Source organism: Arthrobacter woluwensis, assembly GCF_900105345.1.
GTDB classification, from domain to species: domain Bacteria; phylum Actinomycetota; class Actinomycetes; order Actinomycetales; family Micrococcaceae; genus Arthrobacter_E; species Arthrobacter_E woluwensis.
Genome location: NZ_FNSN01000008.1, coordinates 1 through 14,875, shown reverse-complemented (window position 1 = coordinate 14,875; position 14,875 = coordinate 1). Strand labels below are relative to the sequence as shown.

The window sequence follows — 14,875 nt, the reverse complement described above, 5'->3', positions numbered from 1 at the left end:
AACGATTTCTTCTCGGCTGCCTGAGCTTGTGCGGCGTCGGCGGCCTGGGCGGCGTAGTTGCCGTTCTGCCATGCCAGGATCCCGCACACACCACCAAGAACGCGAGCAGACAGGACGAGAGCAGGAGCAGGGACTTCGTGCGCTTGTCGCCCGGCGTGACTTGTCCACGGCCTCCTGCGCGACGGCCAGCCGCCTCTCGTTGTCTTCGAGCTGGCTCATGACACTCCTTCCGGCCAGTCTTCGGGTCCGGTTCGATACCGGCGGCGATGAGCTGTTCACGCCACTTACCGGCTGCGCGCTTGACGAGTTTCGCTTCCTTCAACTCGGCCTCGAGGGCTTCGATGCGCTCTCTCAGTAGCTCTTCCACAGACGCCTCCCGCTTCTCGCGCTTCTTGTCTGACCGGCCGATGAGGTAACGGATGCCGCCACCGAGGACGGCCAGCAGTGCACCCACTGCGGTGAGTGTCGGTCCCCAGGACTCCACACGCTCCTACCTCCTCTCCTGATGGGTTGTCGGTGGGGGAGGGTCACGGGACCTCCTGGATGCCGACGAGCAGTGCGGTGATCTGCTTGACGATGCTGGTGGCGATGTCGTCAGGGATGTCGCCGTTGAGGTCGATGCGCTTGCCTTCGAGAGTGATGGAGACCATTGCTTGGGCCATGATGTGGATCCTTAGCGTTTGTAGGTGTACGAGATGGTGAACAGTGCGCCGGATGCGAGGGTGAAGTTCGCCCGACTGCGCGGATAGAAGCGGCCCGGTAGCTAGGTTCACGAACGCGATGGCCTGGTTGTTCAAGCCGGCCCCGACGACCTGAGTGAGAACGTAGGGGGAGTCCGCGGTAGAGCTCATCGCCGCCGATGGCAGCACGGTTCCCATCGACGTGTACGCGGTGGTGGTGATGGTTACGTTCGCGCCCGTGTACTTCGGCACCAGCGCGATCGTGATCTTCGTTTCGCCAGCGAGTGGCTCGACGAAAATGGACCCGCCAACGTTCCATCCCGCAGGGCTGAGCGCGCTAACGATCGACTCGGTGCCGAGGCCGTTGAGTTTCGCCTTGTCCGCCGCTGACATCGCACCCGGCGCGCTCGTGGTCGCTGCCGGGATGTCCGTGCGGGCGAGCACGACGTCACCGGTCCTACCGGCCACACTCGTCACGGCCCGCCCACGGGTGAGCCGTTGACAGTGAAGGTCCCCACCACGTTGACGCTGTTGCTGCCCTTCAGGGTCAGCACGCCGTCACAGTGTGGATGACGTCTACCTTGTTGGCACCCTTCTCACTGTGGAGGTCATCAGGCCGTCTTTGTCGAACTTGAACAGGCCTTGTTGATGTAGGTGCCGTTGTAGTCGCTCTGCTCGTACCGGATCTGGAGACCGTCGGTGGCCCATCTGCCCGCCCCAGGGCGCATGCTGACGCTGTGTTGTGTGGATGACCGCTGGTCGTCCGGTGCTGCGTTGCGCACGTAGGTTGCCAACGGACAGTGCAGAATCAGGCTGACCGACAGGCCTCCGGATTGGGACGTTCCCCGGTGGAGGGGCTTGCCGGGTCGCCGTCTTGACGGCTCCAGTAAGGCTCGCTCCTGCCGGGTCGATGTTCGCCGCTGAACGCAACGCCTACCTTCGCTGTCGGTGTAGTTCAGGGACTGGATTCGATGTTGTCGCCGTAGCGTGACGTCAAAGATGCCATGTTGGCGGGGTCGGTCTGGTAGGAAGTATCGCTAGCCAGATCCCGGGCCGCAGCACCGGCAGGCCGTCCAGGTTCGATCACTTCCGGTTGCCCAGACTGGTGCTGACCTTGATTGGTGGTTGGTATAGCGGTCGATGCCGTCGGCGGTGGTGGAGATGTTGCCGCCCCCGGTCACGCTGATCTGCCCGCCGGGGACGAGGACGCCGCTTCGAGCGGAGTGTGCACCTGGCGGGATGGTGGATGAGCTGTTCGGTTGGCCGCAAGGGCCTGCTGCTTCCGTGCCAGCTCATGACCGGTTCCGCGTCGGTGACACCGAAGGGGCGGGGGATGAAGCTGTTATCCACTGGCACCAATGTCACTCCTGTCAGGTCGGCAAGGGTCGGCTTCCAGGTCTTCATGTCCTGGCTCAGGGAGTACCGATGACAGGCCAGACAGCATCAAGCTCGATGGGAACTCGTCCAGGTCGACGGGGTTTGCCCGACGCGGACGTTGACTGTGCGGTATCGCCCAGGTCAGGTCCGCCGGCCGGTGTAGTAGTCCCGTCGCCGGGGATCTTCGCTTCAAGAGTCACGAGGGTCTGGCCGCCGAAGAACGCTTGCTTCATGCGGGCCATGTGGGCGGCGATGGTTTCTTCGCTGTCCACGCCGGAGAAGTTGCGGCGTTCTTCCAGGGTGGCCATCCAGCGGCTTCCGGATGGTGTCGATCCCGGGTGCGGAGATCAGCCGGGATTCGCCTTCACGTCGCCGACTGCGGTGACGAGGGTCGCGGCGTCTCCCTGGCCCACCGGGTCTCTGGGGTGGCGTCGGTGATGTTCACCCCGGAGATGAACGCGTGCTCCGGGGTGGTGGTGCGGTTGCCCATGGTGGGGCGCATCCGTGCGATCTTCCGCACCCGCGACTGGGCGGCGTCGGCCCATTGGATATCAATCATCCAGTCGAAGCCGGGGGAAGCGTTGGACAGTTCCGTGAGACGGTCCCGATCCTGGTGTTCTCCGCGTCTGATAGAGGCGTTCCAAGATCACCCCCGTCAGTGGGGCGTCCACCTCGAGGCCGATGCCGTTGACGTTCGCGGCGTTGATCATGGCGGCGAAGATGTTGGCCTGGTCGACGTCAAGGAACTCGGCGGTGGGCATGTACCGGCGCAGAAGGTATTCCTCCACGGTCTGCAGGGGATTTCCTGACCGTTGATACCTGGTGTGGCGGTGCTGTTGGGGATCCCGTGCCAGATGATCCGGCCATCCTCGTCGGTGACGAGGATGAGGGACTTCCACGGAACGATCAGCTTCTCCCAGTACCGGTTCTTGTAGAGGCGGCCTTCCCCGTCGAAGAACGGGGCGAAGAACTTGCCCTCGCCCACGCCCTTGAGCTGGCGGGTCAGGTCCTCCGCGATGACCAGGGGCGCTTCGTCTAGGACGGTGCCGGTGATCAGGTCACAGATGATGAACCTCACGGCACCTCCTAGGCTTCGTCAGCGGGGCATTCCTCAACCCAGAACTTCGTGATCTTCGGATCCACGGACACGCCCGTGAAGACGTTGCCGGTGACCTTGTCCACCCAGAAGCGCGGATGGGCAGGGAGTTTGCCGGGACGATGATCTCTTCGGTTTCGATGTAGCTGCTCATCAGGTAGTTGCCGGGGGCTGTCCAGCACAGCGGGGAGCGGGTCTGGGCGTTGGATGCCTGGGACTGCATGAGGGATGCGCACACATCCCACCGGCTGATCCCGGAGGCGATGGCACCCGAGTTCACGCTGGTCTGGACGAAGACCTTCATGCGCCGGTCGTAGGCTTCCGCGTTCATCGACATGGTCGCCACGGCACGGGAGCCGGTGCCATCACTGGCCGAGGTGGGGATGTTCGTGGAATTGACGGTGAAGGTGGTGCGCTTCCACGGTCCGACATGGGTCCAGACGGTGCCGTTGTAGACCTGCGTGGGGAACCCGGGAAGGTCCATGCGGAGCCTCTGCAGGCCGCGCACCTTGGCAGGGCGCGGGCCTCGGCCAGGCTGTTGACCGGGATCGGTGCTCCCGCTGCTGCGGTGATTGGCCGCTGATCGGTTACCACGGGGGAGCCGCTTCCGGCCTTGGGGACGTCGATGAACGCCAGAGTCAGGGCCAGACCTGGTTCGGGCTTCACCCGCCGCCCGTGGTGGCGAGCGGGTCCGGGTCCCCGGTGAGTATCCGGACGACACCCTTACGGTTCGTCCCGCCGCTGGTGCCGTCATTCTGCGGGTTGCTGGGGTCCCAGACCTGAAGGATCACCCGGTCACGGCGGGGGTTGTTCGCATCCGCTGCGACCAGGGGGTCAACGGTGGCTGAAGTGGCCAGTCCGGTGAGGTACGCTCCCGTACTGGACGCGACCGCTGCCGGCCTGCCGTTGCCAGGACATTGTTGCCCGAGAGGGTGATCGCCAGGCGCGGGCGTCAAGGACACCGCTGCGGCTGGTCCCCACCGCGGCACCGGGGGCCAGGAGCCCGCCGATGTCACGGCGCAGGGACTCTCCGTGTAGAGGGGAGGGCCAGCGGGGGAGGGCGCGTTGATGAAGCTGGGGTCGATTGCGTCAAGAGGCACAGTAGGCCCTCCTAATTCCAGGTGTCAGTCCAGGCCACGGTGGCGGTGGCCTGGTTGGTGGAGAGGAACCCTCAGCGTTGAAGGTGAGGGTCATGCCCGGCGGGGGTTGATCCACGATCCTCGTAGGGCGGTGCGCCGTGAGGCGGTGCCGTTCAGCAGGATCGTTTTCTTGTCCAGGTCGATCACGAGGAACTGCCCACGGTCAGGACGAGGTTGAACGTCATGCGGTTGCCGAGGTCATCGGTGATCTGAGGGTTGGTCAGATGCGTGTTCACGGCGGCGATGGTCACCACGACCCGGGGAGTCCCGGTGCCGGAGGATCCGACCGTGACGGCGTTGTTCGTCACGGTCGCGGTGATCGCGAACGGCACGGTCAAACCGGCGAGCTGAACCTTCTCCGAGGTGCTCTTTCCCGCTGTGGACGTGTACCGGAACGTGTACCCGCCGGAGGGTGCGGAGCCGCCATCGAAGTAGTCCCCGGCAAAGGCGACCGCAGCGGACTGGGTAGCAGCGGCGCTGATCTTGACGGCGTCGAAGTCCAGCTTCACGCCGGAGGGGATGACGGTTCCGCCGTTGTACAGGTAGGGCACTGGCTGGGCGTAGATTGTGCCTGCCGGGGCCTGTGCCGAGTGTGTGACCCTGCCCCCGGTGTTGTTGGTGGGGGCGCTCATGGACTCACTGATACGGGTGTTGGTGGAGTCGAAGAAGCGGATCCCGATCTGGCTGGTGTAGCCGGAATCGTTGGCCATCAGCATCGACACCGCCGCCCAGTCCCGGGGGAGAGGTTCACCCGCTGGTCCGTGGATGATGCGGCCAGGACGCCGGGTCGGGTTGCCCCGGAACCGGTGGTGAGTCTGCCCAGGCCGTGCCGACGATCCACGCCGGAGGGGATACGGTCTCCCGCGTCAGGGCTCCACCGACACCGACCCAGCCAGAGGTGTCTACCTCGAAGGACGGGTTGTTGGACCAGTTGGTGTCCGCGACAGTGGTGGGCGGGATGACCAGGCCCCATCGGTGATGGGGAGCCTGGCGACCCCGGAGCCGCTGATGTCGTTCGGTCCGGTCCCGGCGAATCGGCGGTGGTCCGTGGCGACGAACTGCACGTTCACGCTGATCGTCTCGACCCGTCCCACACCACCTCCGGCGTTCCCACGACACGGACCATCGCGTACCGGGTCAGTTCCGCTTCAGCGACGATCAGGGGCTTGTAGACCTTCATGGGCAGGGCGGCGACGAACTGGTCCCGCACGAGCGCCGCACGGGCGAACGACGGGACCACGAGGACGCCCCGGAGGACGTAGTTCGCGCCGTCGTAGTAGGCCGGGTCAGACCAGGCCCGTCGCGGTCGGGCCACGGGTTCACGTCCCGCGTGTTCCCGGGTTACCCCATCCTTCGATGGGTGCTGTGAGGACCCGCCGACGGTGTCCGCCGGGTCAAGGTAGAGCCCTGACCCGCCGAACGTTCGCCCGCCGATGGTGGCCGTTACGATGTCGGTCACAGACCCTCCAATCGACGCGCCGTCTCAAGAGCGGTAGCGCGCGGGTTTGCGGTTTCGTGGATGTCGATCTTCACGGGGGTCCGCCCATCGGCCCACCGTCCGTGACTTCCAGGAGCGGGCACGTAGGAGGCTGGCCGGTAGGGCTGGGAAGCGACGGCGCTGGGGATCTGCACCAGGGAATCCACAGCACGGGACACCAGCCCGTACCGTCCCGGACACCAAGCGCCAGGCCAGCAGGGACCTGCCGCCCGACCTCATACCGGAACACCCGCGACGGTGAGTGGATCCCGAGGTTCTTCTTCACCTGCGAGGTCATCCGGTCGGTGACCTTCTTGATCGCCGCATCCACGGCCTTGAGGTTCCCGGACAGCCCGTTCACAAGACCCTGCTGCGCGGCGATCCCCGCCCGTACATCCATTCGCCAACGACATGCCCGCGGACTGGGACACCGAACCGAGCTGTTTCCACTGCCCGTTGAGCTGACCGACAAGACCTTGCCCCGGCGATGAGGGACTTAGCGATGGAGCCGCCTTACCGGTGCCAAGCTCACGATCTGCGCGAGCAGACTGGAATCAAGGCCCATGGACCGCAGCTTGTCGAGTTGGCCCTTGAACCCTTGGACGCTGCCTACGGTCTTCTTCGCAGCCGCCACAATGCCTGAGCGCTACGCCCGGCAAGGTCCCCAGGTTGAACTCGTCCCGGAACTTCTCAGCCGCGTCACTGGCCGCCTTGTCCGGTCTTGACCGCATCCGAAAGGCTCTTCTGCGCTGTCTTCAGACGGACGCGATGCTGGCGCGCTGGGTGGTGAGTTTGGAGATCTGCGCGTTGCTGGCGCTGATCATCCGCGACGTCGCATCCAACGTCCGCCCCAGAGACGTTTCCCGGTTGGCCTCGGCAAGCTTCTGCCGGCCCTGAGCGACCAGGGACGCGACCTGCTTATTCCGCTTCGAGATCGCCGCGTAGTAGGCGGTCATCTTCTTCGCGTTAGCCTTCGCGTCCTTCCCAGGGTCGGGCCTTCACCCGGAGACCTGAGCGGCACGGCTCATCAGCGACGAGGCGGCCTTGCGGAGCTGGTCAGCCTTTGTGAAGTGCTTCGTGGCCTCAGAGGTGACCTTCCGTGCCACAGCGGTAATGGCTGCCGTTGCCTGCGGCCCGGCCTTCTTCACCCACCGGCAAGGCCTGAACGATGAACTCACCGAACTGCCGGAACACTCGCGACGGTGAGTGGATCCCAGGGCCGCTTTGAACGGCCCGACGATCCAGCCGGGGAGCTGGTTGAGGAAGAAGCTGCCAATGCTGGACAGGAGGCTGCCGGCACCGTTGAGAAGACCCTGGATCATGTCTCGACCGATCTGGACGAGGGAGCCCGTCAGACCGGAGAGCGCGCCGAGGATCTTGCCAGGGAGGTCACGGAGAACGAGACCACGTTGTTGATCCCGGACGAGATCGCACCCGTGATGTTCGACCAGAGCCCGGTGAAGAACGACTTGATGCGTTCCAGGCTGAAGACCACAGCGACCCGATCAGTGAAGGCCACTACTAATCACGGTCCGGACAATGCTGATAGCACCGTGACGATGGACCGATGGTGTTCCAGATGCCCTTGAAAATGTTCTGGATCCTTGCCACACCTGGGACCAGTTGCCCGAGATGATGCCAGTGACTACCTGGATCACACCCTGAACGATCTGCATGACCGATGTGATGACGTTGGCTATCGCGCCGAACACGTCGTCACTACCGGCATGAGGCCTGGATGACGGGGATCAAAACGGCCAAGAGGATATTGATCAGTGGGGTTATCGCGGACACGATCGCCGTGAACAGCGAGATCACGGGCGGCAGGACCGTTGAAACCAACATCGTGATCACCGGAACAAGCGCCGATACCAGAGCTGACACCAGCGGCATCAGAGCAGCAAGAACCTGCATCACCGCCGGGCCGATAACTTGGAAGATCTGGACGACCGCCGGTAGCAGGGTCGAAACGAGCTGTGCGAGTACGGGAGCCAGCTGCGATGCCAGTTGCGCGCCCAGTTGAGCGAATGCCGCCCAAGAGGCTGGAAAGCAGTCGCCATGCGCTGATTACGGGCGAGAAGGCCTGGAACTGAGCCGAAATCTGTGCCCACAACGCACGTCCAGCATCGGTTTGGGTGAAGAAGTATGCCAGTGCCGTCCCGACGCCAACGAGGGCAGACAGAATAGTGACGAACGGATTGGTTTTCAGGACCTTCGTGAAGAGGCCGCTGCAATTGCTGCCCCTTAGTCACCGCGGTGTACACCGAAGTTGCGGTTGTGAGGACTTTGAAAGCTATCGCGCTAGCGCCAATTGCTGCCGCAACTGCCTTGAACGCGGAGGCGTTCTCACGCACGAAGGCCACTGCCGATGCCGCCGCGAGTCCAAGGCGCTCCATGAACCCGGAGAACCCGGACGACGTGACGTCATCTCCACCTGCCTTGAAGGCAGCGAAGAAGGCCTGGACTGATCCGACAGCGCTACGCGCAAAAAGGCCGACGCGCTCGAGCACCCCAGCGAACCCGGTTGACGTCACATCTGAGCCGCCCGCTTGGTAGGCGGCGACCATCGCCGTGATCCCACCTTGACTTCGTCGAACGCCTTGCGTGCTCCCGCGCCGATTCGGAGGAACGTTCCCACAAAACCGGTGGCATTGACCTGAGCATTTGCGTTCTGCCAGCCGCCAATCAGGGCGTCGTAGCCCTTCATGACGTTTGCGAAGACTGGCTTGAGCTTCTTGTTTACGCCATCGATGATCGGAATAAGCCCGTTCATCCCGTCCTTGGCTGCGCTCAAGAAAGGGAGCATGACGGTTTCGCCGACGCGTCGAGGGCTGCTTTGAGGTTCGCCATCGAGCCACGGAAGGTCTCTCCGGACTTCAGGGCTGCACCGCCGAGGCCCTTCTCCATGGCGTTTTGGAAGGTCGCGAAGTCGATCTGCCTTGGAGGCGAGTCGTACACCTCGTCGGAGGTCTTACCCAGTTCTTGCCCAAGAGCTGGACAATCGGAATGCCAGCGTCGTTCAGCTGGGCGATGACATCGCCTGGATCTTGTTCGACGCGGCGACCTTGTTGAAGATCGCTCCCATCTCACCCATGCCGACACCCGCAATGGTGGCCGAGTCGCCACGAGCTTCAGGGTCCGTTCAAGGTCTTGGCCGGGTTTCACCCCAGCAGCGACCACGCCAGCAGCCACGGTGGCCGCGTCACCCATGCCGAACGCCGTGCCCTTCACTGCGGCCATGGCATTGTTCATGATCTTCGTTACGACTGGTGGAGTGGCCCAGCCCGGTGAGTTTGGCCTGCGCGTCCTCGATGTTCAGTGCTCGAGAGATCCCGCCTTTGACTGCCAGCCTGCAACCATTGCAGGTCCAGCGACGGCGAGGACCTTGCCGGCGATACCGGCGAATGCAGCGCCGAACGAGCTTCCGCCGCGCTTGCCAGCGGCCGCGCTGCCCGCGTCTGCTGCCCCAGTTAGGTCGTTGACGATGCTCTTGCCAAGGCCCTTGGAGGAGGCGACGATGTTGACATAGGCGTCGCCAGTTCAGACATGGGGCCTCCTGGAATGCGGCTAGCCCCGCACCAGGACGGTGCAGGGGCTAGCGGTTTCTGTTGTAATAGGCGACTTGTCGTTCGGTGACGAACTTGACCACGCCGGCCTTGGTGGTGTGAGCAACTTCCCGGTGGGGGTTGCGGTGCACGCCGAGCCTGTTTCCACTTCTCGGCCTGTTCGAGGCTCATGGGTTTGCCCTTGAACGTCGTGGTGGTCTTGTCCTCGAACCCTGGGCGCGGAATGGGCTTGGGTGGGCGTTTGCCCTTCTGCCGTCAGCGGTCTTCTGCCATGCCAGGACTGCCAAGCGGTCTGCTATCAAGGCAGTAAGTTGTTCGAGAAGCGTCCAGCCTTGTCCGAGCGCCCGCTTGGTCGCCGAATCGTCAGGGAGATGTTCAGCGAAATCGGCAACCTCCCAGAGGTGGAAGCCGGGAACCCTGCCGGTGCGGGTGAGACGGAGCCGTAGTATCGCAAGAAGTCGGCCCGCAACTGCCCGCCGAACTCCCGAAGGAGAGCGGCGAGCGTTAGGAGTTTGGGGCCAGTTCCTTGATGAGGTCCTGGACCAGTTCACTGCCAGCTTCCACGGAGACCCGCCCCGTCTCGGGGTCCCTAACCGATTCGAGCGCCGTTTGAATGACTCCTTGCCAAGCAGCCGGCGCAGGATCCGGGGGAGCCGCTGCACCTCACCCTCATCGAGGGAGTCCAGGTCGTCGAGAAGTTCGAAGTCATCGAGTGCGTCGGCCGCGATGGTGTACTCCTGACCATGCACAGTGACGGTCTTTGTGCCGTCCTTGTTGACCCTGGGCTTGCGATCCTGGGGCTTCTTGACACCTTCCGGGATGGTGGTGGTGTCGTCGGTGATCTTGATTTCAGACATGGGTGCCTCTGCGGGCAGAGAACTTGGTAGGGGTTGCGGACTGGTGGTGACCTGTGGGGCGCGGTCCCGCAACACGCGCCCCACAGGGGTTGGATCAGGCCATGTAGATGTAGGCCTTGGTGCCGGTGGAGTCCGGGTAGGCGGTCAGGGTGACGTCGTAGCCGATGGCCTCGTCACCTTGAGGAGACGTCGCCGCGTTCGGTGACCTGTGCGTCCGGGAGGCAGATGCGGATGGTCTTGGCACCATCACGGACCTCGATGACCCAGACCAGGTGATCGGTCTGAGTGCCCTTGATCTTGATCGCCGAAGCGGTGGCCGTGGGTCCGCGTAGTAGACCTTCAGGACCTCTGCGGACGTCTCGATCATGGTGAACTGGTAGGTCAGGTCGTGGCTGGTCTGGATCTTCCGGACCACGTCACCGTTCTGCCAGGCCTTGATGTCGGTCTGGTCGGTGCTGATCGCCTGGGTGATGCCGTCCTCGAGGCATAGCCGAGATCCTTGAGGCGGCGTTCAGGGCGGTCGTGGTGTCAGTGGGAGTGCGGTTCCGAGCGGGCCGGACGAGATCGTTCCGGTGACCGCGACGCGCACATTGCCGGCAGTGAGTGCCATGTTGTCCCTCCTGGGGCATGAAAAAGCCCGCAGGTGGCAGGGCTTGCAAGGGTTGGATGGGTTAGATCGGCGTCCCACGAACAGCGAGTTCGAAGTTCTGCCGGTAGCGCGGGATCTTGGCGTCCGGGTCAGGAATATCCACGAGCCACCCATGGGGTGGGCCCAGTAGATGACGACATCCATTGCTTGGGAATCGGCACTGGCCGGGACAGTGATGGTGTCATTGCTCAGGGCGACAGGTGCGCCCGGACGAGCTGCGCCTTGGCCTTAGCAACGTTCTTCGTCGGCCCCCACGTATCGACCATGAGGAACGCCTTCTCATGGATCGGCGAGAACTGCCGCCACCAGCATCACTGATGAGAACGAACTGGTCCGGACGAGGATTCGGTTCAGTACCGGACGACGGTCAGGCCAGGGATCCTCGCGATCAGCCATAGCCGGCCGCTGCCATGGCATTGCCGAACAGGACAACTTGGTTAGCCACTACCCACCGCCTTCGACAGCGCACCGTACTTCGCCTCAGCCCGGTACGCCTCTTCGGTGTCGGGGTAGATGGCAACACGAGCACGGGCACCACCTGTATGGGTGTCGGTCTCGAACCCTGGGCCGGCTGCATTCGCGACGCGTTCCGCCTGGGACTCGAGGAAAGCGACTACAGGTGGTGCGTTGCGAAGTTCGCGGAACCCTCGCTGGTTGAGCTTCACCCTGATTGCCATCAGCCCTCCACCCGCTTGAGGTTGATCCGGTAACCCGGTGCCCATCGCCAAGGCCCGTGGTTGTAGTCCTCGGGCCACCCGACAGCGGAAGAACTCAACGCCGTCGATGATGACCTTGTCCTGGGGCTTCGTGAACCCGGTGGGGCTATAGAGGTCCAGATCCCGGTCGACTCCGGAGCCTGTGGGGCGGATCTCCACGTCTGAACCGGGTGTTGCCCAGCCCATGACCTTCTGATCAGGGCGGTCCTCCCAGTGCTCCGGGAGCGGATCACCCATAGGATCCTCGCCCCCCGCAATGCGCTTCCTGGTGACCGACCGTGTAGGGGGAGGGGAATTTCATGGTGTCCCGCCTTCGTAGATCGGTTCCCCGGCGATGTCTGTCCCGCAGGAGCAGTACATTGCCCCGAAGTTCAGACTGCACCAGGGCAGATGGCGTCCTTCCGGGCGGAATGCGATCTGCACCCCGAAAGCCTTGGACTTCCCGCAGCCGAGCGCGATCTTCTCCTGCTTGTTCAGGTAGTAGTTACCGTCAGGGTTCGAGATCTTCCAGGTCTGCTGGAATGGCCCTGCCCCTGAGTCATAGACTCCATGCCCTCGCCGCCGTCGGGGGTGCCCATTGCGCGGCGAACGACGGAGCAGACGACCGGCGACGGGTCGAAGCGCTGGCGTTGGCGGCCCCTGAGCAGACGTCCAAGATGAATTGGGACGCATCCTCAAGGGCAACCGTCGCCGCTGCTTCACCCCCGGTAGGGAAGTCGGGCCACCGCTGCTTCAGTTCCTCCACAGTGGCGAACGGAAACGGTGTCACATCAGCCATGGCCCGACCTCCTTACTCGTCCTCGGACTTCTCGCCCTCGCCATGGCCTTCGGGTTCCTTGGCCTTGGCGGCTCGCCCGGTCGCAGCCTTCCGGGCTGCCGGCTTGCGCCCCGCCGGGGCCTCGTACTCGTCCTCCGGGACGTACTGGGAACCCAGGGACTCGGCCAGCTCGTCGTCAACGACGGTGGATCCGGTGTAGGTGTCGATCATCCGGCGGCTCACGGGGTCACCTTGTCTTCCACGACGGCGAAGCGGTCCGTGAAGACGTACCAGCCGTAGACGATCTCGAGGCGGAGAGCGATCTGGTTGTTTCGCATGAGGTCGCCCTGGCCGTCCGGGTCGCCGTAACGGATCAGCTCGACCGGGAGTTCACGCTGAACGCCCCAGCGGATGCCGTTCTGGAAGTCGCCAACGATGGCGCGCAGCTTCGTGTCGGCCGCTTCCGGGGTGCCGGAGACGGTGTTGCCCGTCGCTGCCGGGACGCCGAGGAAGTCGGTGACGTTGGTGCCGAAGCCGAGGTTCGGGTAACGCTGCACACCTGAGGGGGAGCCGTCGGCGTTCTTGCTCTGCAAGTTCGCCAGGGCCCAGGCCATCTTCGGGTCGAGGGCGATGCCGTTGACACCCCAGTTAGTCGGGGAGTTCACCAGCAGACCGACAGCGGCACGAATGTCCTGATCTGCCTCCGAGGACGCGGTGATCTCCACGCGCTTCGTGGTGGCGTTCAGGTAGTTCGACCAGCTCGAGATCACGGTGCCCGTGAGCGGGTTGATGCGGTGGTACAGGCCCAGATCAAGACCTCGGGACAGTGCCTTACTGCCCGCAGTGGCCAGCTCGGACAGGATGCCAAGCTGGTAATCCTCGTCTGCCCACTGGACTTCCTGATTGAAACGGAGAGTGACCTGCGCCTTCTTCGGGGTGGATTTCACGGAGGTGAAGCCGCCCGTGGTGGAACCCTTCTGGGCTCCCTCCTCCACGAACTCCGCCTTCGGGAAGTCGTTGAAGATGATGTACTCCGTCTCGCCGAACCGCTGAGGTTCGCGGGCGGAGAGCTGGCCAACGGTCGAGCCCGTACGGGCTTCCGTGACAATGCCGTCAGCGATGTTCTTGGGGAGCATCACCTTGGCGTCGGTGGTCGTGAAAACGGCCATGATTTACCTCCAGGTGGGGTTAGTTGTTGCCGAAGAGCTTCCGAGCCGTCTCCCGGGTCGGGTCGTCGGTGATCTTGGATGGGGTCTTCCCCTGGGCGGGGACGACAGGTGCGGTCTGCTTGGTCCCACGGAAGGCCAGAAGCGCGTCAGCGGCGGCTTCAATCTCTTCCCTGGTTCCACCGCTCAGAAGGTTCTCCGGGACGCCCTTAGCGGCTGCCACAGAGGCGCGCAGTGCGGTCGCCTGAAGAGTGGCGTTCTCCTTGGCGAGCTGTTCAGCCCGCTCGGTAGCCTTCTGCAGTTCGGTCTTGTTCGCTTCCTCGAGCTTCGTGAACTGTTCAGCCTTGGCCTTCAGTTCCTCGTAGTCCGCGTACTTGTCGCGTTCACGAGCCAGACGCTGGCCCACGATCCGGTCAAGGTCCTCCTGCGTGGCAGGCGGGACGAATGCCTTCGGCTCGGGCTGGGGCAGGGGCTCGGTGGATTCTCCCGCTGGTGCGGTGTTGTTCGTGTCGCCCAAGGCGGCACCTCACTTTCCGTTTAGGCCCCGTACGGGCATAGAGGGTGAAAACCGCGCAGACGGGCGCGTACCGCTTCACGGGAGAACCGTGGAAGTCACTTCACGCCGAGTTCGGCGCGCATGTACTGAAGGACCTGGCTGGTCCGGTCCTTGGGAGAGGACTTCTCACCAATGGGGGTTTCCCAGTGGCCGGTGCCGGAACGGGAGCCGTCCTGTGTACGTTGGGCAGGGACCCAGATCTTGCCGTCCTGGGCCTGCTCGTAGCCCTTGCGGTAGGTATCCAGGTAGCGGTCCGCGTCGGCCTGCATCTGCACCGCGTTCTGAGGTGTGACCGCGACGACGGCGCAGCGGCAGTGGTCGTGGAAGGACTCGCCCAGGCGACGGGAGCCCGGGGGTTGATGCCCCTGCCCTGCCCGCCACGGCGGCCCTTGGTCTTCTCCAACGGCACGCCACGGCCCACCACAGTCCCGGCAGAGTCCCGGGAGGTGTAGGCGGCACCGCGGGAGGCGAGCATCCCGCAGAACGCGCAGCAACCCGGCTTGGGGACGCGCTGGTAACCCATGCCGCCCTGCGCCTCGGCGTTGCCGATCATCGTGTCAGCCGCCATCGACGTAAGAATCCGTGTCAGCCCACCGGACAGGAGCGAGAACATCAACGCGTTACCGCCCTGCTCGAACACAGCAGGGCGGGAAGCCCAACCAGCCAACGAACTCCACCGGTCACTACCCGCGCCGGCGAGGCTCTGCGCGTCCACAGGGTTACGGACCTCAAGGACCTGTTGCAGCTCCGTGAAGAATTGCGCCGAGATCAGCGACGTCATCCCCGCGTACTGGTCACCCAGCACCGGCAACAGGTCCCGCATGGTCCGCTGCTTCACC

General features: G+C 64.0%; 21 protein-coding genes and 1 pseudogene. All 22 read right to left on the bottom strand.

All coding sequences use genetic code 11. The features are described from left to right. The coding region (locus BLV63_RS18540) for a hypothetical protein (RefSeq protein WP_139244821.1) at positions 1-454 on the bottom strand (454 nt) is incomplete at its 3' end. Between the two features lie 73 nt (positions 455-527). After that, on the bottom strand, positions 528-1,157 hold the full coding sequence (locus BLV63_RS17865; RefSeq protein WP_139244819.1) for a hypothetical protein: 630 nt from the start codon (positions 1,155-1,157) through the stop codon (positions 528-530). A gap of 935 nt (positions 1,158-2,092) precedes the next feature. Beyond that, on the bottom strand, positions 2,093-2,365 hold the full coding sequence (locus BLV63_RS18535) for a hypothetical protein (RefSeq protein ID WP_139244817.1): 273 nt from the start codon (positions 2,363-2,365) through the stop codon (positions 2,093-2,095). 56 nt (positions 2,366-2,421) lie between these two features. After that, positions 2,422-2,616, bottom strand: coding sequence for a hypothetical protein (locus BLV63_RS17855; protein ID WP_074784735.1), 195 nt, complete (start codon positions 2,614-2,616; stop codon positions 2,422-2,424). Positions 2,617-2,763: 147 nt separating this feature from the next. Next, positions 2,764-3,135, bottom strand: a complete 372-nt coding sequence (locus BLV63_RS17850) for a hypothetical protein (protein WP_074784733.1) — start codon at positions 3,133-3,135, stop codon at positions 2,764-2,766. Continuing rightward, positions 3,116-3,637, bottom strand: coding sequence for a hypothetical protein (locus BLV63_RS18530; RefSeq protein ID WP_139244815.1), 522 nt, complete (start codon positions 3,635-3,637; stop codon positions 3,116-3,118). Before BLV63_RS18530 ends, BLV63_RS17850 begins: the two co-directional genes overlap by 20 nt. Before the next feature lie 178 nt (positions 3,638-3,815). Next, entirely contained in the window at positions 3,816-4,253 is a 438-nt protein-coding gene (locus tag BLV63_RS18525; RefSeq protein ID WP_139244813.1) for a hypothetical protein, read from the bottom strand. Positions 4,254-4,435: 182 nt separating this feature from the next. Beyond that, the gene (locus BLV63_RS17845) at positions 4,436-5,002 is read right to left on the bottom strand and encodes a hypothetical protein (RefSeq protein WP_139244811.1); all 567 of its coding nucleotides are present in this window, start codon (positions 5,000-5,002) and stop codon (positions 4,436-4,438) included. A 356-nt stretch (positions 5,003-5,358) separates the two neighbouring features. Then, entirely contained in the window at positions 5,359-5,751 is a 393-nt protein-coding gene (locus BLV63_RS18520; protein ID WP_139244809.1) for a hypothetical protein, read from the bottom strand. A gap of 70 nt (positions 5,752-5,821) precedes the next feature. After that, positions 5,822-6,169: a phage tail protein gene (locus BLV63_RS17835; protein WP_074784727.1), complete on the bottom strand. Its 348-nt coding sequence runs from the start codon at positions 6,167-6,169 to the stop codon at positions 5,822-5,824. Positions 6,170-6,524: 355 nt separating this feature from the next. Beyond that, entirely contained in the window at positions 6,525-6,725 is a 201-nt protein-coding gene (locus BLV63_RS17830; RefSeq protein ID WP_074784726.1) for a hypothetical protein, read from the bottom strand. Positions 6,726-6,767: 42 nt separating this feature from the next. Further along, positions 6,768-7,091, bottom strand: coding sequence for a hypothetical protein (locus tag BLV63_RS17825; RefSeq protein WP_074784725.1), 324 nt, complete (start codon positions 7,089-7,091; stop codon positions 6,768-6,770). A gap of 29 nt (positions 7,092-7,120) precedes the next feature. After that, entirely contained in the window at positions 7,121-7,288 is a 168-nt protein-coding gene (locus BLV63_RS18515) for a hypothetical protein (protein ID WP_139244807.1), read from the bottom strand. 1,011 nt (positions 7,289-8,299) lie between these two features. After that, positions 8,300-8,563 (bottom strand): hypothetical protein, encoded by a 264-nt coding sequence (locus BLV63_RS17815; protein WP_139244805.1) that lies wholly within the window; start codon positions 8,561-8,563, stop codon positions 8,300-8,302. Between the two features lie 939 nt (positions 8,564-9,502). Then, on the bottom strand, positions 9,503-10,192 hold the full coding sequence (locus BLV63_RS18510; RefSeq protein ID WP_139244803.1) for a DUF5361 domain-containing protein: 690 nt from the start codon (positions 10,190-10,192) through the stop codon (positions 9,503-9,505). A 94-nt stretch (positions 10,193-10,286) separates the two neighbouring features. Then, on the bottom strand, positions 10,287-10,607 hold the full coding sequence (locus tag BLV63_RS17810; protein ID WP_074784720.1) for a hypothetical protein: 321 nt from the start codon (positions 10,605-10,607) through the stop codon (positions 10,287-10,289). 671 nt (positions 10,608-11,278) lie between these two features. Beyond that, on the bottom strand, positions 11,279-11,794 hold the full coding sequence (locus BLV63_RS17805) for a hypothetical protein (RefSeq protein ID WP_074784718.1): 516 nt from the start codon (positions 11,792-11,794) through the stop codon (positions 11,279-11,281). A 553-nt stretch (positions 11,795-12,347) separates the two neighbouring features. Next, positions 12,348-12,557, bottom strand: a complete 210-nt coding sequence (locus BLV63_RS17800; RefSeq protein ID WP_139244801.1) for a DUF7302 family protein — start codon at positions 12,555-12,557, stop codon at positions 12,348-12,350. Next, positions 12,554-13,483, bottom strand: coding sequence for a phage major capsid family protein (locus BLV63_RS17795; protein ID WP_066217437.1), 930 nt, complete (start codon positions 13,481-13,483; stop codon positions 12,554-12,556). Before BLV63_RS17795 ends, BLV63_RS17800 begins: the two co-directional genes overlap by 4 nt. Positions 13,484-13,502: 19 nt before the next feature. Continuing rightward, positions 13,503-13,997, bottom strand: coding sequence for a capsid assembly scaffolding protein Gp46 family protein (locus BLV63_RS17790; RefSeq protein WP_066217435.1), 495 nt, complete (start codon positions 13,995-13,997; stop codon positions 13,503-13,505). Between the two features lie 95 nt (positions 13,998-14,092). Next, positions 14,093-14,305, bottom strand: coding sequence for a hypothetical protein (locus BLV63_RS17785; protein ID WP_074784714.1), 213 nt, complete (start codon positions 14,303-14,305; stop codon positions 14,093-14,095). Between the two features lie 167 nt (positions 14,306-14,472). Then, a pseudogene (locus BLV63_RS19225) lies at positions 14,473-14,859 on the bottom strand (VG15 protein); the annotation flags it as partial. Between the last annotated feature and the right edge of the window lie 16 nt (positions 14,860-14,875).

Coding starts and splice junctions, on each gene's coding strand:
- BLV63_RS18535 (WP_139244817.1), bottom strand. CDS start 2,365: ATGGCCACCCTGGAAGAACGCCGCAACTTCTCCGGCGTGGACAGCGAA.
- BLV63_RS17855 (WP_074784735.1), bottom strand. CDS start 2,616: ATGATTGATATCCAATGGGCCGACGCCGCCCAGTCGCGGGTGCGGAAG.
- BLV63_RS18530 (WP_139244815.1), bottom strand. CDS start 3,637: ATGGACCTTCCCGGGTTCCCCACGCAGGTCTACAACGGCACCGTCTGG.
- BLV63_RS17845 (WP_139244811.1), bottom strand. CDS start 5,002: ATGGCCAACGATTCCGGCTACACCAGCCAGATCGGGATCCGCTTCTTC.
- BLV63_RS17835 (WP_074784727.1), bottom strand. CDS start 6,169: ATGGATGTACGGGCGGGGATCGCCGCGCAGCAGGGTCTTGTGAACGGG.
- BLV63_RS17830 (WP_074784726.1), bottom strand. CDS start 6,725: ATGACCGCCTACTACGCGGCGATCTCGAAGCGGAATAAGCAGGTCGCG.
- BLV63_RS17825 (WP_074784725.1), bottom strand. CDS start 7,091: ATGATCCAGGGTCTTCTCAACGGTGCCGGCAGCCTCCTGTCCAGCATT.
- BLV63_RS18510 (WP_139244803.1), bottom strand. CDS start 10,192: ATGTCTGAAATCAAGATCACCGACGACACCACCACCATCCCGGAAGGT.
- BLV63_RS17805 (WP_074784718.1), bottom strand. CDS start 11,794: ATGGGTGATCCGCTCCCGGAGCACTGGGAGGACCGCCCTGATCAGAAG.
- BLV63_RS17795 (WP_066217437.1), bottom strand. CDS start 13,483: ATGGCCGTTTTCACGACCACCGACGCCAAGGTGATGCTCCCCAAGAAC.
- BLV63_RS17785 (WP_074784714.1), bottom strand. CDS start 14,305: ATGCAGGCCGACGCGGACCGCTACCTGGATACCTACCGCAAGGGCTAC.